Raw genomic sequence first — 24881 nt, 5'->3', positions numbered from 1 at the left:
CGCTGCACGCTTTTCCGGATCATGCGCTACAGCCGCTCGCTGAGCGCGAGCTTGTAGCCGACGCCGGTGACGGTCGCGATCACGGGCGTGCCGCTGCCGACGAGCTTGCGGCGCAGCCGCGCCACCAGCGCATCGACGGTGCGGATGTCGACTTCGGCCTGGCGGTTGCTGACCACCTCGATCAGATAGTCGCGGCTGAGCGGCCTGCCGTCGGCGCCGACGAGCGCCGCCAGCAGGTCGAATTCGGCGCGCGTCAGCGCCACCGGCTTGCCGTCGTTGCCGAGCAATTCGCGCCGGGTCAGGTCGATGATCCCGTCGCCGAACGCGATCGAATTGTGGTTGCGCGCCGCCTTGCGGTCGATCGAGCGACGCCGCAGCACGCTGCGCGCACGCGCGAGCAGATCGCGCAGGTTGATCGGCTTGGTGACGTAATGGTCGCCGGCGACCTCGAGGCCGAGGATGCGGTCGACGTCGGTGTCGCGCCGCGTCACGAAGATGATGCCCGCGTTGCTGGTGGCCTGGATCTCCTTGGCGAGCTCGAAGCCGTCCCCGTCAGGCAGTTGCACGTCGAGGAAGACGAGATCGGTGCGCGCGCGCAGCGCCTGACGGCACTCCGTGCAGGTGCCGGCGCCGACCACGTCGAAATTGTTGTCGCTGAAATAGTCGACCAGCATGGTCCGCGTCACCGGATCGTCCTCGACGACGATCAGCCGCTCGCGGCCGGGCGGACGAGCGGAAGCTACCGCCGTCCTGGCGGTCCCATGTGCCTGCGTCCCGACCTGCAGATTCAAGTCGCCGCGCAACGCGCCGTCATGTGAACGGGCATTCACAGCCTGTTCGAGCCCCCGAAATTGCCTGCCGCGATACTAGGCGCGTTGTGATGCGCAAACAATATTGGTCATGCTCTTGGCATATTAAGTATGAATTGGCCCACAATTCTCATTCCGCGCACCGTCGCGCCGGCAGTCTCCCGATTTTCGGAAAAGCAGATCGTACTTCGGGCGGCGCTCTGCGGCTTGCTCCCCTGTGAGCTTCGCATCTACTGTGCCTCCAAAAGCCTGCACTCGGAGGTGGCGCATGGAGGTCATACTGCTCGGCACCGGCGGCCCGCGCCCGGACCCGCGCCGCATGGCGACGACCACGCTGATCAGGCTTGGCGAGGAGAACATCCTGTTCGACGCCGGCCGTGGCGTCATGGTGCAGCTTCACAAGGCCGGCGTGCCGCTCGGCGCCATCAACACGGTCTTCCTCACCCATCACCATTTCGACCACATCGGTGATCTCTACGATGTGATGTTGAATTCGTGGATGCACGGGCGCAAGGACGATCTCCGCATCTATGGGCCGCCGGACACTGAGCGGCTCGTCAACACGCTCATCACGCAGGTCTACGACAAGGACATCATCTGGCGGGACCAGGGCGAGCCGAGCTTCGGCGGCTGGAAGCCGGTCGCCGCAACGGACATCATCCCAGGCCCCGTGCTCGACACCGGTCGCTGGAAGATCAGTGCCGAACTGGTCTCGCATGGCGATGGCCTCGACATGCCGCCGGCCTTTCTGGCGCGCTGGATCTGTCTCGGCTATCGCTTCGAAGCGGAAGGCAAGGTCATTGCTATTTCCGGCGACACCGTCCCCTGCCCCGGGCTCGAGCGGCTGGCCGAGGGAGCCGACCTGCTGGTGCAGTGCTGCTTCCTCGCCACGCCGGAGATCAACAACGAGCATTTGCGCCGGCTTGCGAAATACACGATCGCCTGCGGCGACACGGTCGGGAAGATCGCGGCCAGAGCCGGCGTCAAGAAGCTCGCGCTGACCCATCACCGTCCGCGCACCGACGATGCCATGCTGAACGCATTGCTTGATGACGTCAGGCGGGACTATGCAGGACCGGTCGTGCTCGGCGAGGATCTCACGCGCATCGAGGTCTGATCATCATCGATCAGCTCGCCGGCCTCAGGACGATCCGACCTCGATGCGGAACGACAATTGCTCTTCCGCGCCGGCTGCGATGTGCATCAGTCCCGGCTTGTCGGTGAACTCGCCTTGGAAGTCGGCGGGACTTGCGTAGCCGCGCCAGGGCTCGATGCAGAGGAACGGCGCGCCTGACGGTTTCGACCAGACGCCGAGCTCGCGAAATCCGCGCCAGGACATTTTCAGCCATGGCCCGGTCGATGCACCGCCCGCCGCGGCATAGCGGACCGAAGTGCTCTCGATGCGGTCGAAGATGATGGCGTCGTCGACGAACAGGGAGTCCGACAAGGGAAGCGAGGTGCCTTTGACCGGGCTCGGCTCCGCTGCCGGCCGCAGCAATCCACCTTCGAGACGGCGGACCGGAGACGGTTCGGCGCTCGCGAAAGTCAGCGCATGGCTCTCCTTCGCCGCGCCGGGCTGCAGCGGCCAATTGAAGGCGGGATGACCGCCGAGCGAGGCCGGCAACGTCTCCTTGCCGGTGTTGGCGATCGTGAGCGTCAGATCGAGGCCGGACTCATCGATCGCATAGGCTGCCGTCAGCCGGAACGGGAACGGATAGAGCGCGCGCGTCGTCTCATTATCATCGAGCACCAGGGTGCAGCGGCTCTCGCCGCGTTCTGCCCACACGAAGCGGCTGTCGCGGGCGAAGCCGTGCTGCGTCATCCGATACGTCTTGCCCTGATGCCGCAATTCGTCGTTGGCAAGGCGCCCGACGATCGGAAACAGCAGCGGCGCGTGACGCGGCCATTCCGGTCCCGCCTGCCAAAGGAATTCGGTGCCGCCGCCCTTCAGCGAGCAGAGCTCGGCGCCGTGCGCCTTGACGGTCGCGGTGAGCGAGCCGCAGCGGAAGGAGTGGGTGTCATCGGTCATGGCCGACCTCTACACCCCGGCCTGGCACGCAGCAAGGCGACGCCGGGCCATGCAGGCGGCGCCTCCGAGCCATGCCCGGCTGCGTCATATTTCTGTACCTAACGATTGCTCACGTGCGGCTCCTCCACCGCGAGCTCCCCGCGAACCCGGCCGGAACTCCATGAACCATCGTGGTCCCCAATTGAAATTCTTCATCAACGGCCGCTTTCTGTCGCAAAAGCTCACGGGCGTGCAGCGTTATGCCGCTGAAATGGTCAAGGCGATCGACGTGCTGCTCGCGTCGGAGCAGATTCCGGCCTCGCTGCGCAACGCAGACTGGCAATTGTTGAAGCCCGCGGATGCAAGCGAGGAACTTGATCTCGACCGGATCAAGATTCGCGCTGTCGGCCGGCTGCATGGGCACGCGTGGGATCAGATCGATCTCGCCCGCGCTGCCGCCGGAGGCCGCTTGATCAGCCTGGCCAATTCCGGACCGGTCTTCCATCGCGACCACATTGTCGTGATTCACGACGCCCAGGTCTTTCGCAGGCCCGACTTCTTCAGCTGGCGCTATCTGACCGTCCATCGCACGATGGGGCGGATGCTCGCCCGGCACGCAAGCATCGCAACGGTGTCGGGATTTTCGCGCAAGGAACTTGCAGGCGTGCTGAATCTCTCGCCATCGCGCATTCCGGTCTTCCCCAACAGTGCCGAACACTTTGCGGCCACGAAGCCCGATCCCGGCATTCTCGCCCGGCTCGGCGTTCGGCCGCAGAAGTTCTTCCTCTTCGTGGGCTCGAAAACCAAGAACAAGAATCTGGCCGTCGCGATCCGCGCCATCCAGCTGCTCGATCGGCCCGACATTCCGCTGGTCATCGTCGGCGGCGACAACAGCAAGGTCTTTCAGGACAATTCCGGCGAAGGGGTCTCCGGCCTGCTGCTGGCCGGCCGCCTGACCGACGGGGAGATTGCAGCTCTCTATGCACACGCATCGGCCTTCGTGTTTCCCTCCCTCTACGAGGGGTTCGGCGTGCCGCCGCTCGAAGCCATGATCTTCGGCTGCCCGGTCATCGCCTCGAGGGCCGACGCCGTCGTGGAGACGTGCGGCGACGCGGCTGCGTATTTTGACGCCACGGATGCCGAGGCGTTGAAGCAGCTCATGCTCGAAAGATTGGCAATCGGCGCGATCTCGGACCAGGAACGCCGGCGGCAACAGGATCGCCTTGCACTCTATTCGTGGAAAAAATCGGCGAAGACGTTGCTCGATCACCTCGCAGTGCCGGCGAACGTCGCCAGCGCTGCGTGAAACGCGGCGCGGTTCGCCTATCGCGCGCAACGGTTTTTGCACAAACGATTTGCAACTCGCGGCTCTTTGCCTGGTTCCATGAAATTTCTTCTTCGTTCTTGCGATGATCGCAAGCACGAGCGCCTTGGCGCAACATCACCACATCGCTGCCCCAATATCGCTACGTATTCGAGGAACTGTATTTCGCACTAGCGAACACAGAACAGGGATACAGATGTCCGGCTCTCCAACGCGGCCCTACGCAAGGCAAACGATGAAAGTGCTGCACATCGCCGAAACGATCCGTGGCGGGATCGCGAGCTATCTGAACGAGTTGCATCCTCAACAACAAGCCAGCTTCGGTGCCGAGAACGTACATTATGTCGTGCCGTCGGATCATCGGGGCGACCTTGGCGCAATCGATGACGACCAGATTACAACATTCGAACGATCCGGCCGCAGCGTCGCCGGCCTATTCCAGATGCTGCGTGCCAGCATGCAAGCGCTGGATGCCTTCAGACCGGACGTGGTGCACCTGCATTCTTCCTTGGCGGGGCTCGTGCTCCGGCCCGCGCTGGCAGCCCGCTCAGGCGGACCGCGCGTCGTCTATTGTCCGCACGGCTGGGCATTTTCGCGCGAGACCGGCCGCTTCAGTCATAAGCTGACGAAGGCGGCGGAGAACCTGCTTGCGCGCACCTCGGACCGAATCATCTGCATCTCCGGCGACGAGTATAGCGAGGCGGTGCGCGCGGGAATTCCTGCCGACCGCCTCACCGTGGTCCACAACGGCATCTCGAAGAGCCGCACGCCGCAGCCCGTCGCGGCTGACTGGACCTCGAAGAAGGTCAAGGTGCTGTTCATCGGACGCCTGGACCGGCAGAAGGGGTTCGATCTGCTGATCGAAGCGGCACGCGCGCTCGAGGATGTGCTGGACGTCCGCATGATCGGCGCCTCCGTCGTCAACAAGTACGAAGGTCCGACCGTCCCGTCCAACGTGTCCCTGTTGGGCTGGCTCGACCGCCCGACCATCGAGACCCAGCTCGAGGCCGCCGACCTCGTCGTGATTCCGTCACGTTGGGAAGCCTTCGGCCTCGTTGCGCTCGAAGCGATGCGCGCGGCCAAGCCCATCCTGGCATTCCGCAGCGGCGCTTTGCCCGAGATCGTCGTCGATGGCGTCACCGGTGTGCTCTGCGAGCCCGTCGCGGTTCAGCCGCTCGTGGATGGTTTCCGGCGCGCACTCGATCTCGATCTCAAGGTGCTGGGGCAGCGCGGCTACGACCGGTTCAAGCAGCTCTACGACGTTGAGAAGACGCATGCGCAATTGCAGCAGGTCTATGTCGAGCTGCTTCAGGACGACCAGACGCCCGTCGCAGCGAAGGCGGCGCTGCAGTCGGATCTCTCCAAGAATTTCTGATGGCTGCACCGCTCCCACGCACCTTGGTTCGCGACAGTCTCCGCCTCGCGAGCCTCATCGCATCCATTCTCCTTCCGGTCCCGGTCTGCGCACAGCAGGCGCAACCGCTCGATGCCCGATTCCTGCTCGGGGTCGGCACACATCAGGGGCTGGGCGGCCCGGTGAGCGCGCGCGGATACGTGCCTTCGGAAAACGTCGCCCAGATCAAGCAACTCGGTCTCAATTCCTTTCGCGATGATTTTCCCTGGTCCGAGTTCGAGGTTGGGGGACGCCGGATGGGCTTCACACCCCGACTTGGCAGGCTCGAAGCGCAGGTCAAGTCCGGCGTCGCGCGCCCTCTCCTGATCCTCGCCTTCGGCCATCATCTCGTTCCGAATTCCTCGCCACCGACGACGGACGAGGCGCGGCAGCGGTTCGCCGATTATGCGGCGGCGGCGGCGCAATCGGTGGTGGCGCAGCATCCGCTGTTCGAGCTCTGGAACGAATGGAACCTGGCGGCGAAGAAGGATCCTGCGTTCTCGCCGGAAAACTATCGGGCGCTTGCCGAGGTCACGCGGCCGGTGGTCAAGCGGGTGGCGCCAAATGCGCCGTTTTTGGTCGGCGCGCTCGGCGACGATCTGGGCTGGACATGGACCGAGAAGATGCTGCGGACCGGCATTCTTCAATATGCGGACGGCGCATCGATCCATCTCTACAATTTCTGCATGGGCCCGAGCAAACGCACCTCGGCCGAAATCATCGACAGGCTGACGGCGTTTCACCGCCTGGTCGGCCAGGCGAGCGGAAACCCCGATTTTCCGATCTATGTCACCGAGACCGGGTGGACCACGGCTGCCACCAATAAATGCGGCGTCAGCGAACAAGCCCAGTCCGACAATAGTGCGCAGCTCATCTTGTGGGCATCAACCGCGGCGCGCTGGCTCAAAGGAATGTGGTTCTACGAACTCAAGGACAGTGGAAAGGACGCATCGGATCTGGAGCACAATTTCGGGCTCTACCGTTTCGACAATTCGCCGAAGCCCGTCGCCTGCGCGGTTCAGGGCGCCTGGGCTTTCATCCGCTCCAGCCTGAGCGCCGAGAAACGCGAGCTCGCCAGCGGCGTCGTGTCGATCAATGCAACGACTACGTCCGGCGCCAGAGTTGCGGTGTGGTCCGAGACTCCCGAGCGGCGTTACGAGGTCCGGATCAAGGGCGATCAGGACGGCGCAACCTTTGCGATGCCGTGCGACTCGGCCGCAAGACCTACGTCCGGTGCCTGGATTCCGGTTTCGACCACGCCGGTTCTCATTGCAGCGAGCAACGGTGCCATGCCCGCTTTGGAGATAAGGCCGGCGCGGTAAGCGCGATTTTGCAAGACATGAGGTTCAGTGATGAAAGTTCTTTTGACGTCCACGCTTTATCCGACGCCTCAGGCCCCCAAGATCGTCGGCGGTGCGGAGATCTTCGCGCGGCGCTTCGCCGAAGGCCTGGTGCAGCGCGGAGACGAGGTCGAGGTGATCCGCAGCGCATCCGCGCCCGAGCAGGCTCGTGAAAGCTGCAACGGCATCAACGTCTATTCTGCGCCGGTGCGCAACTTCCATCTGCCCTTCTCGCTGCCGAAGAACATCGTAAAGCGCAGCATCTGGCATGCGGTCGACGACTGGCAGATGCAGGCGCCGCTGATAGCGGAACGCATCCGGGCCTTCAAGCCGGACGTGCTGCACTCCAACAATTTGTCGGGTCTCACCACCGCGATCTGGCGCGTCGCCGCCCAGCTCGGCGTGCCGGTGCTGCATACGCTTCACGATTATTATCTGACCTGCCCGCGCTGCTCGCGCTTCGACAAGGGACGCTCTTGCGAGCACACCTGCACGAGCTGCGGGATCCTGACCTTCCATCGCAAGCGGGCGACGCACTGGCTGAGCGCCGTGGTCGGCGTGAGCGAGCGCGTGCTGTCGATCCATACCGACATGGGCATGTTCGCGGAGACGCCGATCCGCACCGTGATCCGCAACGCCTCGACCGAGCCGCCGCGCGAGCCCTACCCTCGCCCGGTCTGCACCACGGAAGTGACGTTCGGGTTCATCGGCCGGCTCACTGAGGAGAAGGGCATCGACAATTTGATGCATGCCCTTGCCATGCTGCCCCCCGACCGCATCCGGATGCTGATCGCCGGCCGGGTCAGCGAGGAGGAACAACGCCGCCTCAGGGCGCTCGCGCCGGATGCGCGCATCGAGTTCATGGGCTTCGTGGCGCCGGACGATTTCTACAGGCAGGTCGACGTGGTGGTCGCGCCCTCGATCTGGCACGACCCCGGTCCACTCGTCGTCGCAGATGCCAAGGCGGCCGGCAGGCCGCTGCTCGGAACGCGCTTTGGCGGCATGCCCGAGGTCATCGAGCACGGCGTGACGGGTTGGCTGACCGAAGCCGATCCCCAATCCCTGGCCGACAGCATGCTTGCAGTCGCGTCTGATCCGCACAAGATCGACGAGATCAGCCGGCGCCTGATCGCAGATACCAACAAATGGGTATTTGCCGACGTGCTGTCATCCTACAAGAATCTGTATGAGCAATTGCGCGAGCAGCGGATGTCGCGCGTGCGCGCAGCAACGACTGAAGCGCCGCGGGCCGTCGGCAAGGAGCGCCTCATTCCGAGATGACACGCCTCTTCGCGATGGCGGGCTACCTCTATCAGAGCGCCGCGGCGATCATCCTGATCTTCGCGATCAGTCATCTGTTGCCCGCCGCCGACTACACCAATTTCTCGTTGGCACTGGCCTCGAGCCAATTGCTCTGCGTCCTGATGTTCGAGTGGCTGCAGCTCGCCGGATTGCGTTTTCTGGCAGCAGCCGGGGAGAACGAGGCGGCGCGGCTGAGGTGGTCGCTCTTTGCCGCGGGCCTGTCGAGCGCGGGCGCGCTCGTCGTGGTCGGCGGCTGCGCATCTCTGGCCAGCGTGCTCCCGGCAGGGATCATCGCGCTGGGCCTCGGCATATCCGTGCTTCAGGGCCTGACCGACCTCTATTTGCTGTCGGTCCGCCTGTCCGACCGGCTGGGTGTCGCCTCCTCTCTCCTGGCGTTTCGCGCTACCGCCCTTCTGACCGGAGCCGCCGCGGGTGCGGCGATTTGGGGAACGGCGGAAGCGGCGCTGCTCGGCGTCAGTGCGGGCCACGCCCTGGGCCTGCTCGCGGGGCTGGTGGCCTATCGCACCCCTCTGGAGCGCGTTCCGCTGCGGACGATGCTGGCCGACTGGAAGGATTTCTCCCGCTACGGCATGCTGGCGGCGGGTGCGTCCGTCATCCATCTCTCGGTGCCGGTGCTGCTCCGCTTCATCATCATCGGCCGGCTGGGCGCGACGGGCGCCGGCGCCGGATTCTCGATTGCGCTCGACCTGCTGCAACGCCCGTTCTGGGTCCTCAATGCAGCGATCCACACCGTGAGCTATCCCGATGTCGTGAAGGATTTCGAGCACGGAACCGTCATGAAGTCGGTGCAATCGACGCGGCGAATGTTCGAGTTCATGGTCTGCACGACCCTCGTGCTGCTCGGCGGCCTCGTCGGCTTCATTCCGGATGCAGCCCGTATCCTGGTGCCGCGGGAGAGCCTTGATGGCTTCCTGACGACGGCACCTGTTGTGGCCGTCTTCTATTTCCTGCACACGCATCTCCAGGCGACCGTCGCGGTCGTTCCGCACCTGGAGAAGCTCGCAACGAGGCTCGTGATCGTTGCGGTCGGCCAGCTCGCGATCGTCGCTGCCGTCGCGCTGGCCGCGGCATGGGCCGGCCTGTCGCCGCAAGATGCGGTCGGCTGCGCTTGCCTCGCCACGCTGGCAGCGATTCTGTTTGCGCTCGGTCCGACCCTGCGGTTCGAGGCATTCCCGCGCTGGTCACTGGTCGCGCAGGCGCTGGTGGCCGCCGTCCTGATCGGATCACTCGGCGCGATGCCGACCGAGCCCGCGACATGGCTTGCCGGCAAGATCGTGATCGCCGCGCTCGCAACGGCGATCGTCGGATGGCGCGGCGACTTTCTGATGCTGGCCCGTCGCGGCTAGCCCAATTCGCCGCATCCGGCACGGATCGGAACACAGCGGGCGAGCAACTGAGCCGTTGGGCCACGGCTCAAATTCAGGTCCTGGACGGAACCTTTGCGCCTCCCCGATCGAACCAAGCGGTCATATCCGGGAAAATACGGATACAACCAGTGCGATAAAATCTTTCAGATTGATCGCCCATGAAAATGGCATCTGCCGACTCCCTGTGCCATCCGATGACGCAGACGAAAGAGTCGCACCCCACCGCCGCGTTCGTATGACACGCTCTCAAGCCGAAGCGTTGGATCGAACTCGCACGGCTTGCGCATATATTTAGCAGCGTGAATCGTGGAAATCTTGAAAGCGCCATTCTCACGCCATCCTGCACGGGCATCGCATCAGCATTCTGCTGCAACACGAGTCGAGCTGTTCCTGCACAAGGAACCGCATTTCACTCGCGATTTGTAGCTTCGATTTTTATCTGAAATTCACACTCGACAGAGAAGCTTCGACGCAAATCCCTGCGAGCAATTTCGTTCGCGCTGAAACCCGAGTTTGCAATGCCTGATCAAACCATCCTGTCCGCCAGCGGCTTCATCAACTCCATCGGCGTCAACACGCACGCCGGTTTCGGATGGACCGGCTACAACAACCTCGCGCTGATGGCCGACAGCCTCGAATATATCGGCGTCACCCATCTCCGCGACGCGATGGGCACGAACCCCGCTGCGCAGCCGGTCGTCGAGGGCCTGGCCGCCGCCGGCTACAAGTTCGACTTTCTGGTATCGTCTGCGCTGCCCCAGTCCGGTACGGTCGGGTTGCAGAACTACATCGCCTCGCTCCAAAAATTCGCGACGAGCTATTCGGGTAGCATCACCGCCATCGAGGGGCTCAACGAGGCCAATCACCAGCCCTTCAGCTACAATGGCAGCTCCAGCCTTTCGGCCGCGGCCCAGTTCCAGAGTGCGCTCTATCAGGCCGTCAATGCCAACGCGACGCTCGCCAGCATCCCCGTCTACAATCTGTCACTGGCCTACAACGATCCGCAAGGCTACAGCCAGCTCGGCAACATGTCGGGCTCGGTCGACTATGCCAACGCCCACGCTTATGTCAGCACCGGCCTCAATCCGAGCAGCTCCATTGCGGCGACGCTGAGCGCCGTCATGGCCGCGGCTCCGGGAAAGCCTGTCGTCATCACGGAAACCGGCTACACCACGCAAAACAACACCCAGTATCTCGGCGCCAACGAGACGGTGCAGGCCAAATCGATCCTGAACACGCTTGTCGTCGCCTACAAGGCCGGCGTGAGTGCAACTTACCTCTACGAGCTGTTCGACCGCGACTCGTCTGCAGCCAACACCAATCCGGAAGCCAATTTCGGATTGTTCAATTCCGACGGCACGCCCAAGCTCGCCGCGACGGCGATTCACAACCTGACGACCATTCTGGCCGACGACGGCAAGGGCGGCCTGCAGCCGACTGACCCATTGAACTACACGTTGAGCAACATGCCGGCCACCGGCAACAGCATGGTGCTCGGCAAGAGCAATGGCGCCTACGAACTCGTCGTCTGGGCCGAGCCGAAGCTCTGGAACGATGCCACCGATACCGAGCTGTCCAATGCGGCCCAGACGGTGACGGTGAACCTCGGCGCCGTCCATCATACCGTGAAGGTGTACGACACGCTGACCGGCACCACAGCGATCGCCAGCTACACCGACGTCAGCACCATCACCATTCCGGTCAGCGATCACCCTGTGATCATCGAGATCGACGCGCCCCCGACCACGCCGCCCGCCCCGGACACAAGGACCAGCGTCACCGGAACGGCTGCGGAGATCGTACCGCAACTGTCCGATCTGAGCGACTCGACGGCGCTGCAGACAATCACCCTGACCGACTCCCACGTCCTGCAGGTCGCGTCGAAGGCGACCATGGACTACATGATCGCCCATTACGGCAACGCGCTCTCGAAGATCCAGGGCGGATATTCGTTCTCGGTGACGAACTCGGCGGCGACCTGGACCAGCACGAGGACTTACGATTCGAGCGGCAAGCTGCTCTCGAAATCCGACACCGGCCTCAATTCAAGCGGACAGCCGACCTCGACCACCATCGTCCACAGCGACGGCTCCAAGGACGTGATCAGCTACACCGGCGGCGTGCAGACGAAGTTCGTTCATGTCGGAACCGACGCAACCCGGACAACCGACACCTACAACACGGCCGGCACCCTGCTGAGCGAAGTCGTCCAGAAGCCCGACGGCTATTACTCCACCACGCTCTACACCAACGGCGTGAAGACAGCCGCCTACGTCAAGAACGCGGACCGCTCGCAGGACAACTATACCTACAACATCACGGGCAAGAGCTTCACCACCCAGGTGCAGCATCTCGACGCTTCGGGGAAGGTCACTTCGGTGATCCGCAGCCATGCCGACGGCTCGCTGGACTCGACCCAGGTCTACAATAGTGACGGCAGCAGCGTGATCACGTTGTACAGCGCCACGGGAGTGAAACTGATCGAGACGGCCTACCATGCCGATCGCAGCAAGGATGTCTGGACGTACAACATCAAGGACCAGAACTATACGACCCAGCACGACGTCTACGATTCGACCGGATTCCTCACGACCCTGACGCGCCTGCATGCCGACGGCAGCCTGGCCTTCGAGCTGATGCAGACCGCCGACGGCACCAAGACGACCAACTGGTACAATGCCGCCGGCAGCCTCACCAGCGAGGTGGTCCAAAAGGCCGACGGCTTCGCCTCGACAACCCTCTACAGCAACGGCGTCAAGACAAAAGTTTACATCAAGAACGCCGACGGTAGTCTGGACAACTATGCCTATGGCATCACCGGCCAGAGCTACACCACGCTGATCCAGCACATCGATCCGTCCGGCAAGGTCACGTCCGTCACCCGCAAGCACGCGGATGGCACGCTCGACTATACCCAGGTCGTCAACAACGACGGGAGCAGCGTCGTCACCATCTATGACGCGACGGGAGTACGGACGAAACAATCCGAGTACCACGCTGATGGCAGCAAGGACGTCTTCCTCTTCAACATCACCGGCCAGAACTACACGACCGAACACAATGTCTACGATGCAACCGGCTTCCTCACGACGCTGATCCGGAAGCACGCGGACGGCAGCATGGCGTTCAAGCTGGTGCAGAGCAAGGACGGAACCAAGACAACGGACTGGTACGATGCCAAGGGGGTCCTCACCAGCGAGGTGATCACGAAGGCCGACGGTTACAGCTCGACAACGGTCTATACCAACGGCCTGAAAACTGCGGCCTACATCACCAATGCCGACCTGAGCCAAGACAATTACACCTACAACATCACCGGGCAGAGCTATGCCACGCAGCACCAGCATCTCGATCCGACCGGCAAGACGACGGAGGTGACCCGCTGGCACGCCGACGGCACGCTCGACTATACCCAGGTCGTCGGCAGCGACGGTGGCAGCGTCGTGACCAATTACGACGCTTCAGGCCTCAAGAAGACACAAACCGACTATCACTCCGACGGCTCGAGGGATGTCTATCTCTTCAACGTCATCGGTCAGAACTACACGAAAGAGCACGATACCTACGATACCACCGGTTTCCTGACGCACATCGTGCGGACCCACGCCGACGACAGCCTGGCATTCACCCTTGTGCAGAGCGCCGACGGCACCAAGACCTCGGGCTGGTATGACGCCAAAGGAATTATCACCAGCGAGGTGACGACCAAGAGCGACGGCTACAGTTCCACCACGGTCTACACCGGCGGTATCAAGACCGCTGCCTACATCAAGAACGCCGACGGCACGTCGGACAACTGGAACTACAACATCACAGGCCAGTCCTACACGACGCAGCACCAGCACCTCGATGCCTCGGGCAAGATCGTCGAGATCACAAGGACCCACGCCGACGGCAGTCTGGACTATACCCAGGTCATCAACAATGACGGCAGCAAGCTGACCGACATCTATAACAGCGCCGGCATCAAGACCCAGGAGATCGCCAGCCACGCCGACGGCTCGAGGGACGTCTTCCTGTTCAACTTCAACGGACAGGCCGGCGTCACGCAGCACGAGAGCTACAACACCGCCAAGGCGCTCGAGTTCATCGATCAGACCAAGTCCGATGGCACCCACAACGTCACGGCCGTCGCCAGCGGCGTGACGATCCAGGGCGGGGCCGGCAATGACGTGTTCTCGGCGGCGCCGAACTCGACGACCATCGCGTACGACCACGGCCAGGACCAGATCCTCAACTTCCAGGCCGGCAGCGGGACGACGCACGATACGATCGCGATCTCGAAACTGCTGGCGGAGGACTACAGCCAGCTCCAGATCACGCAGTCCGGCACGAACGCGCTCATCACGTTCTCGGCGACCGACTCGATTCTGCTGAAGAACGTCTACGTCTCCAGCCTGACGAGCCACGACTTCGTGTTCGTTTGAGCCGGTGAGACCTGCCCAAACGGGCGCCAACGTCGCTGGGGCCGGGACCATGTCCCGGCCCCTGATCGCTCGTTGGTCGGGCGCCTGCCTCATCGATGAGCAAAGGGCTCTCTGCCATCCGCAATTGGATGAGCCCCATGAATTCGGAGGGATCGTCTCGGGTTGTGCCGCCATCGGCCGCCGCGCTTGCGAACTTGCGTCACAATTCGTCTCTAGAAGAGCGACGAAACGTGCAAGGAAACCGAGCCCCGATGGAAGCCAGTGAAGCAAGACGTTTTGTCGTTCTCGACTTCTACCGCTTCGTCGCCGCGCTCGGGGTCTTCATCTTCCACCTGAAGCTGATCGACAAGGGCATCTCACCGGCCTGGAACGGGTCCTATGGCCTGTTCGTGGACATGTTCTTCATCCTGTCCGGGTTCGTGATTTCCTACTCCTATCCTTCAACCTCGACAGGCCCGCGCTCCTATGCGCGCTTCCTCATTAGGCGGATCGCGCGAATCTACCCCTTGCATCTGCTCACATTGTTGATATTCGCGGTCCTTGCTCTCATGGGCATATCCGGTCCGACCTCGCACGCGAGCTTGACGGATTTCATTCAAAACCTCTTCCTCGTGCAGGCGTGGGGTATTACAGATCATCTCAGCTTCAACTCGCCGGCTTGGTCCATCAGCGCCGAGCTGTTCTGTTACCTATTATTCCCATTGTTCATGCTGCTGGCCGGGAGGATCTCGCCGCTGATGCTGGCGATCATCGTCGCGCTCTCTTACGGCATCCTTGCCCATGCTCACCTGCCGATCTGGCAGGAACGCTCTCAGATGTACGGGGCAACTTTCGATTTCGGGATGTTACGGGCGCTTCCGAGCTTCCTGAACGGGATTCTCCTAACCGTCCTGTTCAGGCTCTCAAGGGACTATCGCAAGAAGCCGGTTGCATTCGCCGGAATAGCGCTGTTTGCCGTCTCGGTTCTGGTCCTCAACTTCTTTGCCAAGCCCGACCTTGCAATCATACTGTTCTCTCTCGCGATCCTCGTCACAGCCACGGGAGAAAGCGCCTTCGCGCGGTTTCCCGGCTCCGACTGGCTTGGCCGCCTCGGCAACACGTCATATGCCATCTACATGGTGCACGAAGTGCTGTTGATCCTGCTCTTCAAGCCGGCTTGGCACTATTTCGGACTTCAGCCAAGCATGTTTCCGGTGTTTGCATTGGTCTGCTGCATCGTTCTGACAGTCGTTGCCGACGTGACATATCGCTACGTCGAAGATCCCGCTAGAAGATTGATCAACCGGCTTGCGCCTGGCGGGGCAAGATCTGCCCGCGTCCCGAAGCCCGAGCCGCTCGGTCTTGCCGAGGCCAGACAGGCGGCCAACGCAAGCTAGCTGGTGCGTGCAGGCCGAATTCTGGCTAGGTCTTAGACGATCGCCGCACACGACCCAAGACTTCCTGCCATATCCGCACCACGGCCGGCCGGGCGACCGCCATGACAACGGCAAGATAGACCGAAGAACCAAGCAGCACGAGCGCCGCGAGACGCAGCCATGGCGACGTGGCCGGCATGGTAACGGAGGCAGCAACGACCGCGCATGCCATCACCGCGGAGCCCGCAAGTGCCGGCATCAGCGCCGCAGCATAGGGCCTGATGCCGAGCGCCAAGATCCGCATCGAGGCTCCGGCGGACAGTGGATACAGCAACAAGGCGCGAACGACGTAGCCGACAGCGATCGCGATAAGGCCAAATGGCGCAGCGACGATGAAGATCGCTATGTTCGAAACCGCGTATATCAGCGTCAGCCAAGTCTGCCAGTGCGGTTTGCCGAATGCCAGGATCACCGAGTGATTGTAGAGGCCGATTGTGGTCAAGAACCCGGTGATCGACATGATCGCGAGTAGAGGGGCGGCCTCGCCCCACTTGGATCCGAAGAAACCGACGATGAGATCCGGTGCCAGAGCCGCTATGCCCGCGAAAAGCGGGGCCGTCAGCAGTGACGTGTACTTGACGAAGTCGACCAGCGTCGAACGCGATGCTTCCCGGTCATGCTGGAGGCCAGCGATGGTCGAAAAGAACACGCGGTTCAACGCATTCCCGATCACGGTACTCACGGCGTTGACCAGGCGCTTGGCGAGGCTGTAGAAGCCCGCGCCGGCGGCGCCGGTATACCACGTGACGAAAATCAGATCGGAATTGGCATTGGCAAAGTTCGTGATTCCCGTCAGTGCCACGTAGCGCGCATAGCTCAGGAGATCGATAACAGCCTGCCGGCTGACCCGGAGCCGAGGGCGCCAGGGTGTCAAGACCCAAAGGCTGACCAGCGAGATCAACGAAGTCGAGACGAGCTGTCCGACCAGCGCAACGACCCCGTAACCCTGTATCGCCAGCGCGATCCCTACGGCTCCGCCAACCGAGATTGAAGAAAGCGAACGGATGGCGAGGGATCGAAAGAGTTGATTGCGCGTCAGCCAGGCTTCGTGCGTCCGTGACAGGCCTTGCACGGCCACGACGATGCAAAATCCCTTGAGAACGATGGCAATATCCGAAAGACCCGAGAGTCGTTCGATGGCGCCGCTCGAGGCGAACAGTGCGAGTGCTGCAAACAAGGAGAGGCCCGCGATGAGCCAAAACGAGGCAGTGTAATCCTCATCCTTCGGATCGGGACGCGCCTGGACGGCAATCGCGATGCTCTCGATCAGGACCGCCCGGCAGAACTCGAGCGCCAGCGCTCCCGTTGCCACGATGCCGAGAATCTGCGGCGACAGCAGCCGCGCCATGATCATGTAGATTGCGAGCGTGAGCGCCTGCCCGACCGCGGAATCGAGCGCCGACCAAATGACGCCCGAAACGATCGAGCGCGGCTTGATAATCTCGTGGCGCAACTGGAAGCCTGTCACAATTCGGGGTTAGGTCGACATTCGTCGATGAGCCATTGGCTGCTATGGTCCAATAGTCGCCTTGTTTACGAGGACACTACGGCAAGAAAGCAGCTACATCCGAGGCAGCATGAATTTTCGAGGCAATCTACGACGGCTGATCAACGAGGTCGGCTGCGACTTTATTCATCAACTGCCCTATCCGCACGTGGACTTGTTCTTCTGGCGTCCCGACGACGGAACGATCAATTTCGGTGATCATCTTTCGATCGTTGTCGTTGACCATCTCTTGCGGCAATTCGGCTATACGCTCGCCGATGAGGTGCCGCGGCAAGCGCGCTTGTTCGCGATCGGCTCCGTGCTCCACTACGCGCGAAATGGCGATGTGATCTGGGGAAGCGGCGTAAACGGACGCCCCGGCCAAGGTGACCTCAACCATCGCGTGCAGAATTTGGACGTGCGAGCGGTGCGCGGCCCCCGTACCCGGGAAGTTCTGCAGCGCCGGGGCATCGCGGTTCCCGAAGTGTTCGGAGATCCGGCCTTGCTGCTTCCTCAGCTGTTTCCAAATCGTTTTCGCCCTACTGCCAAGAAGCCGTGGGTGTTTGTTCCGAATTTGCACGATTTGAACATCGTCGACCCTGCCGCCGATACGGTGGTCTCACCGCTGGGATCCTGGAACCGGCGAATTGACGCCATTCTCGAAGCTGAACTGGTGCTGGCCAGCTCGCTCCACGGCATCATCGTCGCCGAGGCATTCGGGATACCGGCTCGATACGTACGGCTGAGCAGCGGAGAGGCCGAGTTCAAGTATCATGACTATTATGAGGGCACCGGCCGGTTCGCCGTCGAGTTTGCGACGAGTATTGACGAAGGTCGCGAGATGGGGGGAGCTGCGCGCCTCAACTTTGATCATCGTGCCTTGATAAGTGCATTCCCGATCGACCTCTGGAGCGGAAAGAACTAACATGGCCAAGCGCCTTCGCGTGGCCATCTACGCGCCGCATTTTGCGGAATATTCCTACCGCCTCGCATCGGGATTGGCGCATCATTGCGACGTTCGGCTTGTGCTCAACCGCAAAGACGCGAACCAGCAATGGGAGCTTGCCGATATCGCTGTGACGGCGCCGTTCGAGACACGGATTCGCGACCTCAGTCTGCGGCGCGGCGGCGCAATCGGCATCCCTGCCTCGTTCATCGACATAATTTCCTTCCGCCCGGACGTGATCCATTGTCACGAAGTTCCCGAGATCTACACGTCCAAGCTGATTCAGCTCCTGCGTCCGCTCGGCATTCCCTTGGTACTGACCGTTCACGATGCTATCCCGCACTCGGAGGGCGGCTCCGGCACCTCGCCCCGTGAAGATGCCTGGCGCGGGCGCATGCGTGCGGCCGCCTCGATCGTCACGACGCACGGCGAGAGCTGCATTGCAGATTTTCATCGCGCTTCGCCCGACTTCAAGGGCGAGACGGTTTGCAGCATGCACGGCGTGCTGATGGTTCCGCCGGACAAAAGCTCGTTCACCGAGCCCGAATCCGGACGCATCCTGTTTTTTGGACGGATGTGGGCTTACAAGGGCCTCGACGTTTTCATCGACGCGATCGACATGTTGGCCCAGCGCGGCGTCGCGCATGAAGCGATCGTCGCCGGGCGCGGCCCCGAGATGACACGGCTCGGCGCCCGGATGGAGGCAATGCCGACGGTCAAGACCATCAATGCCTACATTTCGCCTGCGGATACCGGACGTCTATTTCAATCTGCTACGGTGGTTGCCTTGCCCTACAAGGATGCATCACAAAGCGGGGTGCTCGCATCCGCCTATGGGAATGCGCGTCCCGTCGTCGCCAGCGCCACCGGTGGCATTCCCGACGTTGTGACGGACGGCGTCAATGGTCTCCTGGTCCCTCCCGGCGATGCCACTGCGCTCGCCGATGCACTCGAGCGCGTGCTGACGTCGAATTCACTCGCCACAACGTTGGCTGACGGCGCGCGGCAGACCGCGGCCGGCCCTCTGAACTGGGACAACATTGCCGAACGGTTGCTTGGATCCTATCACAGGCTCGCAGGTCGTAGCGTGAAGTGAGCGCGACACGCGCTTTCTCAAGCCGATTGCCCCACTTTCAGCGGTCGAAAGAACGTGCTGCGGAACGCGCCGTCCAGCAAGCGCCTCAGCCGGACCTCGATCAGTTCATAGCTGATCGCACTTGCAGCCAGTGACATCACCAGCCCGAGTCCGATGAAAGCCGCCCATAGCAACCAGCGGTCGACGCCGGCGGCAACCAGCTTCAGGCCAACCACTTGCAAGGGGAAGAGCACGAAGGGGTGCACGAGATAGAGGCTGTAGCTGATCTTGCCGATATATTGGAGCGCCGGCGTGCTCAGGGCCTTCCCGAGGCCTGATTCCGGGGCGAGCACCATGGCGAACAGCAGAAATCCGGGAATGAGGCCCACGAACGGATGAAACAGCACCAGGCTCGCATACAGCGCGGCCCCGCAGACGAGCCCTGCGACCAGACCGAGCCGTCCGGGAATGGAAATGCGAAATCCCGTCGCGCTGAACAGCATCCCGATGCAGAAGAACGCGGTGATAGGCCAGCGCATCAGGCAGGCCACGCCCAGCAGGATCAGAGGCGCAGCCAGCAGCCTGCCGCCGGCGCGCCACATCGAGAATGTCAGCGCAAACCAGATGTAGAACGCCCACTCATAGGTCAGCGTCCAGGCATTCTGCTGGGCAATGGGCAACCCGAGCGCGTCCTGCACGAAGAACAGGTTGGCCGCAAAGATCCCGAGATAGCTGGTGAGATCGATCCCGCGGAAGAACTTGTAGGCCACGATCGGCCCGATCGCGAACAGCGCAAGATGCAGCACGACGAACACCGGCATGATGCGCAGGACGCGGTCGAAGAAGAACCGCGACAGCGAACCGTGGCGTATCAGACTGGCCGGGATCAGGAAGCCGCTGATCATGAAGAACAGCTCGACACCGTGCCCGCCGACATTGATCACAGATTGCAGCCAGGGCCAGATCGGCGGCAAGAATCCGGGGTTCGGGATGTCGTACATGCCTGCCTTCGGCATGTCGTAGAAATGATCCATCAGCACGCTCAGCGCCGCGATGGCACGAAGGCCCTGGACCGAAGGAAGGAACGATCCGTCATAGGCGGTGCCCGGCTGGTGAGGTGCCTTGATCACTCTGCGGCACCCTGGGTGCTGAGCACTGGCTCGAGGACGACAGGCTTTCTTCGCGCGGAGCGGAATCTTTGCCCGAAGGAAATGCTGGGCTTCTCGATGAACGTGTATGTCATCCAACTGACGAGGATCGACAATGCCAGGATGACGACCAGGAAGATCGACCATCCGAGGGGTCCGTCGCCGAACCATACCAGGCGATGGACGTAGACAATCGCGAACGGCGACATCAGATAGACCGAATAGCTGATCACGCCGACGAATGCCATCGGGCGCCAGGCCATCCGTTCGCCGAACACGGCAAAGCCGATGAAGACAAGCGCCGCGCAGATATAGGCCGATCCGATCGAATAACTGTAGAAGAAATTCTCGTGATACACGCCGCCGAACCGGCGGTCGGACAGGGTGGCGGCGAAGACCGCATACAGAAGCGTGCAGACGGTCACATGCGTCCACCGCAGCTTGCCGCCAATGACGGTGTCGCGGATGATCTTGCCCAGGAACATCGCCGAGAGGTTCAAGCCGACCTCCATCACCGAGGAGACTGCCCTGCTCTCAACGAAAAGTGCAGCTGTAGTTCCCACCAGCGCGGCGGCAACGACGATGGTCACCGCCGTGAAGCGCCGGTTGAGCAGCCCCATCGCAAAGAGAATGGTGCATCCGACGTAGAACAAGAGTTCGATCGCCAGCGTCCAATAGAACACCCAGAGATTCGGGACGTTTACGAAAGTCTGCAACATCGTCACGTTAGCGGCGATCTGCCCCAGCGGAAAACTCTTCGAATCCAGCAGCTGCACCGACACGAGCCCGACAACGATCGAAGTCCAATAAGCCGGATAGAGCCGGAAGAAGCGGCTGATCGTAAAATCGCGCACAGGCGTGGCGCTGTCCGGGAAGCTGAACGGAATGACGAAGCCGCTCACGAAGAAGAACAACACGACCCCGAACCGGCCAAAGTTCATGTAGTAGCCGAATATGTCGTGGAGGGGCCCGTAATAGACACCCGTCGGGTGCTTTTCCAGGATGACCTCGAACACGTGCTGGACCAGGACGGCCAGCACGGCAATGCCGCGCAGTGTGTCGATGAATGCGAGCCGTTTATGCATTGTTCGTTCTCACCTGCTTCCGCTCGCCGCCGGTACATCCGGGCGGAAGCCTTCTAATGACGGCATCGGTGGCCGTACGATGATTGGCACGGCGTCGCCCGCCCGCGCGGTGGTCGCGCGCCGCGAGAACACCTCGCTGAAGCTCAACGCGATGATCAGCAGGCCGGACGCCGGGCCGTAATTCAGAACGGTGATCGTGAACAAGTTGACGACGAAGATCAGCGTCAGCTTGTAGACGTCGGTCGTGCCGAACGTCGCCCGGAATACCATCACCATGAATGCGACGAACGGGAGTCCGAACATCAGATACGTGCCGATGTAGAAATTGTCGACGGGAACCCAGAAGGCGGCGAGCGGCGAGAACAGCTTCTGCGGATAGTTGAAGCAGCCCACGCCGCAGCCGGTCACGAGACCAACGGGCATGAGCTGGCTCAGGTAGACGAACGGCAGTTGCCAGCTGTTGTTGATGCGGTCGACGATGCTGAACAGGGTCGTGTGCGGCACCGCGGCGGTACCCGAAGCGAGCACGATCATGAAGAACGGCACCAGGATCGCGGCAAACGACCACAATGCAATGTTCCGTATCGCGGAGAAGCGCGACTTCTCCGGCAGCATCCGCACGAACACCAGCAGAATCAAGTAGAGCACGAGGACGATCATGGTCGTCTTGCTGGTCGTCAGACGGATGATGTAGACCGCAAGGGAGCCGTACAGAAGGCACCAAAGCGTGCTCTTACGGATCGACGTAATTGCGAAGGACACGAGTATGAAGAAGGCCGCCATGGTACTTTCGGCAGCAAAGCCCGTGAGACGCTGATCGTCACCGCCATAGGCCCACCATAAGCGACCCGCCTCACGAACGGCGCCGAAGGACTCATATTTGTATCCGACCCAGGGCATGAAGTAGAATTTCGTCAGTAGCACGCCGATCAGCGAGAGGTAGAACGTCGCGGCGATGACCGACAGCAACTTCTTGTAGGAGCCCAGACTGGTGTCGCAGAAACAAAATCCGACGAACACCGGGAGCATCATCTTAAACGACGACATCGCCGCGTTGACCGTCCCCAGCATGAAGTAGCCGAGCACCAGCGACAGCATGATCTGCACGAGGACAACTGCAGCCATGATACTGCGATTGCGCAAGATGCAATGCACGATGAACTGGACCAGGCACAGAAGCGCAATGCCATCCGGCACGAACCAAAGCGCGTCCAAATGCATGATGCTGGTGTAGTACCGCATCATACCGCCGAAGGCATCCCGGACCAGATAGGCTGCGAGCGCGATCGCCTCGATATTGAGGCTGATCAGCATCATCCTGCGGGGTTGCAGCGCGAAGGTGCTCATGCGCGGCTCAGTTGCTCAGCCGCGCCGATCGGGCGGGGGATGGCGCAAAATCCGGGGGGCTTCCGAATGCATTTCGCAGGAGCCTGCCGCCGGGAATTTCGACATAGAGATAGGTGAGGTGCGAAACCGCGAGCACGGCGGCCAGTGAAACGACGAGATTCAGCGTCGCCGGCAGGCCTGCCCAGATCGAATCCAGGGCGGCGATTCGCCCCGCCCCCACGCCCCGCACGAAGTATTCAGCCAGCAGCACCACGAGCGCGTGCACCATATAGATCGAATACGAACGACGCCCCAACCAGATCAGCGGCTTGGCCACCAGGATGCGCGGCACCAGCAGCGCATCCGGAAAGGCCAGCAGGCTGCCGAGGAAGATCGCGAACATCACTGGCGCGAGGAAGGTCGCGGCAGGATTGGCCTCCGCCAGGGACACCAGGACGATGCTCGCGATCATGGCGACGAATTGCAATGCGCCCTGCACGGCAGGCCCCGGCTTGGCCGGCAGGCGATCGACGATCCTCACCATCAAGACGCCCAGGAAAAAGCCGACGAAGCAGCGTAGCAAGCCGAAATCCGTCTGAAGCTCGATGCTCTTCTTTTCGAGCACGAAGATGATGAAGACGAGACTTCCGACCGCGAGCAGCCCGGAGAGGACATAAAACCACGCCAGCGAGCGCATGCGCAGGGCAATGAGAACGATCAGACCAAACACCAGGTAGGTGTAGAACTCAACGCTGATGCTCCAGCTCGGCGCATTCCAGCTGAGATAGTCGATGAACCCCATCGAGTGGAGAAGCAGGACGTTGAGGCCGAAGGAATAGGCATTGTTCACTTCGAACGCCGCAGGCGCGGCGACGACCACCCCCGCCATGACCAGGCCGATGCGCAGCAGGCGAAAGACGAGGTTTGCCAGCAGCATGACGATATGCAGCGGGTAGACTCGCGCCAGGCGCCGTACCATAAATTCGCGCAGCGAGAAGCGCGTGAAGTCGTTCTCGACATAGCTGAGCGCCATGACCATTCCGCTGAGAACGAAGAACAGATCGACCAGCAGCCATGCACTCCTGAAGAAGGAGCAGTTGATCCAGGCGTTGTGCGGGAATGCCGCGAGAAAGGTTGGCATCAGCAGCAGATGGTGGATCACCACGGAAGTCGCGGCGATCCCCCGGATGCTGTCGAGCGGCAGGACGTGCGCCTTCTCACGATGAACCAACTCCGTCACATCAACATTCCGTAGCTGTTGCACCGCAGCAGTGTGTATCAGGTCTCAACGCGTGATCAATCTCTGCAATCACGGAGCCGCATTCGATGCATGACGACCGACAATAATTTCAAAGCTTGCAGATCATTCGGACATGCGAGCGCCAAGTTCATGCCACTTTTCATCCGACGTGCGCCTGCTTCGGCGCGCAAGCCAATCGGCATGGGATGATTGCGAGTATTTGCGCGCAAAGTGTGCGCGAAATTCGGCGCTGTTGCGATCGAGGCCCTTGAGCACGTTGATTGCTGCGTGCCAATGTCGCACGAAAAATTCTTTCGCCAACGGGGAACAATAAACGCGCCTCGTGACTTGTGTCGGTTTTGCGACGAGCGGCTGCGCGAGTGCCCGATATGTTTTCAGGTTGCAACATTCATGGGCGTGATTTGCCGATCTCGCAGGCATTGTAGAACTTGTTTTTGCAACCGGCGAACAAGCGGGCTCGCGTTTGTTTTGTCGCCAGCTTTGCACCAGCTTTTGCGTCGCACAAAAAGATGACACAGTTACCTGTCAAGTTTCGCCTGTTCTCCTATTGCAACAGAAGCAAGGAACACGGATGGGCCGCGGACTAACACGTCGTCATGCGCAGCCGCGATGGCTAGCGATTGTCTTGATTGGTTCTGCGCTGATCGTGTCGGGCGCCGGTGCTTGCCGCGCGCAGTGCGTCGAATTCTCGGACCGCGCCTCGCAACTCGAACTCGACACCTTCGTGAAGTCGCCGTCCTCGCTCCTCGAGCGGTTGCGCAATGACAAGGAGAAGTTGCGGTATTGGCTCGCGCGCTATGTCGCGACGAATCCGTCGGTGCTGCCGTCCGTCCAGACGCTCATCTCGGCGTCGGCTTCAGCCGATCGCTCGTCCATCGGCGCTGCGCTGCGCCTTGCCGAAGCACGTTGCACGTCGACCAAGCCGGACGCCGCGCGCAAGATCAGGGATTTCGTGCAGCGGATCGGCGATCTCAACGTGCAGGCCGGTTATTCCGGCGCCGGAGAGGACAGCTCCGGCGTCCAGGCCCAATCGCAAATCAAGACCTCGCCGCAGCCGGGCCGTGGCGGAGCACTGCTCGAAGGCGAGTGGAGAACCAAGCTGGCCAATCCATTCAAGCCCGTCCCCCTTCCGAATTGATCCATGATTG

At 61.7% G+C, this 24881-nt stretch carries 18 protein-coding genes; 11 read left to right on the top strand and 7 right to left on the bottom strand.

What is annotated here, in order from left to right:
- Positions 1 to 26: 26 nt before the first annotated feature.
- Positions 27 to 830 (bottom strand): response regulator transcription factor, encoded by an 804-nt coding sequence (locus I6F16_RS23780; RefSeq protein ID WP_225112423.1) that lies wholly within the window; start codon positions 828 to 830, stop codon positions 27 to 29.
- Between the two features lie 247 nt (positions 831 to 1077).
- Here I6F16_RS23780 and I6F16_RS23775 point away from each other — a divergent pair, with 247 nt between their 5' ends.
- Positions 1078 to 1926: an MBL fold metallo-hydrolase gene (locus tag I6F16_RS23775; RefSeq protein WP_109145042.1), complete on the top strand. Its 849-nt coding sequence runs from the start codon at positions 1078 to 1080 to the stop codon at positions 1924 to 1926.
- 24 nt (positions 1927 to 1950) lie between these two features.
- Here the strand turns inward: I6F16_RS23775 and I6F16_RS23770 are convergent, their stop codons facing one another.
- Positions 1951 to 2838, bottom strand: coding sequence for an aldose 1-epimerase family protein (locus I6F16_RS23770; RefSeq protein ID WP_109145043.1), 888 nt, complete (start codon positions 2836 to 2838; stop codon positions 1951 to 1953).
- A 181-nt stretch (positions 2839 to 3019) separates the two neighbouring features.
- On the opposite strand from I6F16_RS23770, the gene I6F16_RS23765 reads away from it, so the two are divergent.
- The 7 genes from I6F16_RS23765 (at position 3020) to I6F16_RS23735 (ending at position 15367) form a co-directional block, all read left to right on the top strand.
- Positions 3020 to 4123 (top strand): glycosyltransferase family 1 protein, encoded by a 1104-nt coding sequence (locus I6F16_RS23765; RefSeq protein WP_225174047.1) that lies wholly within the window; start codon positions 3020 to 3022, stop codon positions 4121 to 4123.
- A 253-nt stretch (positions 4124 to 4376) separates the two neighbouring features.
- The gene (locus tag I6F16_RS23760; protein ID WP_225112422.1) at positions 4377 to 5516 is read left to right on the top strand and encodes a glycosyltransferase; all 1140 of its coding nucleotides are present in this window, start codon (positions 4377 to 4379) and stop codon (positions 5514 to 5516) included.
- A complete protein-coding gene (locus I6F16_RS23755; protein WP_036013936.1) occupies positions 5516 to 6856 on the top strand; it encodes a hypothetical protein in 1341 nt (446 codons plus the stop codon). The genes I6F16_RS23760 and I6F16_RS23755 overlap by 1 nt, the downstream gene beginning before the upstream one ends.
- Before the next feature lie 30 nt (positions 6857 to 6886).
- On the top strand, positions 6887 to 8155 hold the full coding sequence (locus I6F16_RS23750) for a glycosyltransferase family 4 protein (protein WP_225112421.1): 1269 nt from the start codon (positions 6887 to 6889) through the stop codon (positions 8153 to 8155).
- Positions 8152 to 9543: a hypothetical protein gene (locus tag I6F16_RS23745; protein WP_225112420.1), complete on the top strand. Its 1392-nt coding sequence runs from the start codon at positions 8152 to 8154 to the stop codon at positions 9541 to 9543. The genes I6F16_RS23750 and I6F16_RS23745 overlap by 4 nt, the downstream gene beginning before the upstream one ends.
- A gap of 539 nt (positions 9544 to 10082) precedes the next feature.
- A complete protein-coding gene (locus tag I6F16_RS23740; RefSeq protein WP_225112419.1) occupies positions 10083 to 13991 on the top strand; it encodes an RHS repeat protein in 3909 nt (1302 codons plus the stop codon).
- A 251-nt stretch (positions 13992 to 14242) separates the two neighbouring features.
- Positions 14243 to 15367 carry an acyltransferase gene (locus I6F16_RS23735; protein WP_225174045.1) on the top strand — a complete coding sequence of 375 codons (1125 nt, stop codon included), beginning with the start codon at positions 14243 to 14245 and terminating at the stop codon, positions 15365 to 15367.
- A gap of 25 nt (positions 15368 to 15392) precedes the next feature.
- Here I6F16_RS23735 and I6F16_RS23730 read toward each other — a convergent pair whose 3' ends face one another.
- Positions 15393 to 16859, bottom strand: coding sequence for a lipopolysaccharide biosynthesis protein (locus I6F16_RS23730; protein ID WP_225112417.1), 1467 nt, complete (start codon positions 16857 to 16859; stop codon positions 15393 to 15395).
- A gap of 124 nt (positions 16860 to 16983) precedes the next feature.
- Between I6F16_RS23730 and I6F16_RS23725 the strand changes: the two genes are divergently transcribed.
- A complete protein-coding gene (locus I6F16_RS23725; protein ID WP_225112416.1) occupies positions 16984 to 17817 on the top strand; it encodes a polysaccharide pyruvyl transferase family protein in 834 nt (277 codons plus the stop codon).
- 1 nt (position 17818) lies between these two features.
- Positions 17819 to 18934: a glycosyltransferase gene (locus tag I6F16_RS23720; protein WP_225112415.1), complete on the top strand. Its 1116-nt coding sequence runs from the start codon at positions 17819 to 17821 to the stop codon at positions 18932 to 18934.
- Positions 18935 to 18951: 17 nt separating this feature from the next.
- Here the strand turns inward: I6F16_RS23720 and I6F16_RS23715 are convergent, their stop codons facing one another.
- The 4 genes from I6F16_RS23715 to I6F16_RS23700 are packed head-to-tail and all read right to left on the bottom strand — an operon-like array spanning position 18952 to position 23712.
- Positions 18952 to 20043 carry an acyltransferase gene (locus tag I6F16_RS23715; protein WP_036024720.1) on the bottom strand — a complete coding sequence of 364 codons (1092 nt, stop codon included), beginning with the start codon at positions 20041 to 20043 and terminating at the stop codon, positions 18952 to 18954.
- Entirely contained in the window at positions 20040 to 21146 is a 1107-nt protein-coding gene (locus tag I6F16_RS23710; RefSeq protein WP_225112414.1) for an acyltransferase, read from the bottom strand. Before I6F16_RS23710 ends, I6F16_RS23715 begins: the two co-directional genes overlap by 4 nt.
- Positions 21147 to 21155: 9 nt before the next feature.
- Complete coding sequence (locus I6F16_RS23705) at positions 21156 to 22493, bottom strand: hypothetical protein (protein WP_225112413.1); 1338 nt, start codon at positions 22491 to 22493, stop codon at positions 21156 to 21158.
- Positions 22494 to 22500: 7 nt separating this feature from the next.
- Entirely contained in the window at positions 22501 to 23712 is a 1212-nt protein-coding gene (locus I6F16_RS23700) for an acyltransferase (RefSeq protein WP_225174044.1), read from the bottom strand.
- A gap of 592 nt (positions 23713 to 24304) precedes the next feature.
- Here I6F16_RS23700 and I6F16_RS23695 point away from each other — a divergent pair.
- Positions 24305 to 24871, top strand: coding sequence for a hypothetical protein (locus I6F16_RS23695; protein WP_225112411.1), 567 nt, complete (start codon positions 24305 to 24307; stop codon positions 24869 to 24871).
- The last annotated feature ends 10 nt before the right edge of the window (positions 24872 to 24881 follow it).

This window comes from Bradyrhizobium sp. IC4060 (genome assembly GCF_020193715.1).
Lineage (GTDB): Bacteria > Pseudomonadota > Alphaproteobacteria > Rhizobiales > Xanthobacteraceae > Bradyrhizobium > Bradyrhizobium yuanmingense.
The sequence above is the reverse complement of the archived record's forward strand: the minus strand, read 5'-3'. Positions and strand labels throughout refer to the sequence as shown.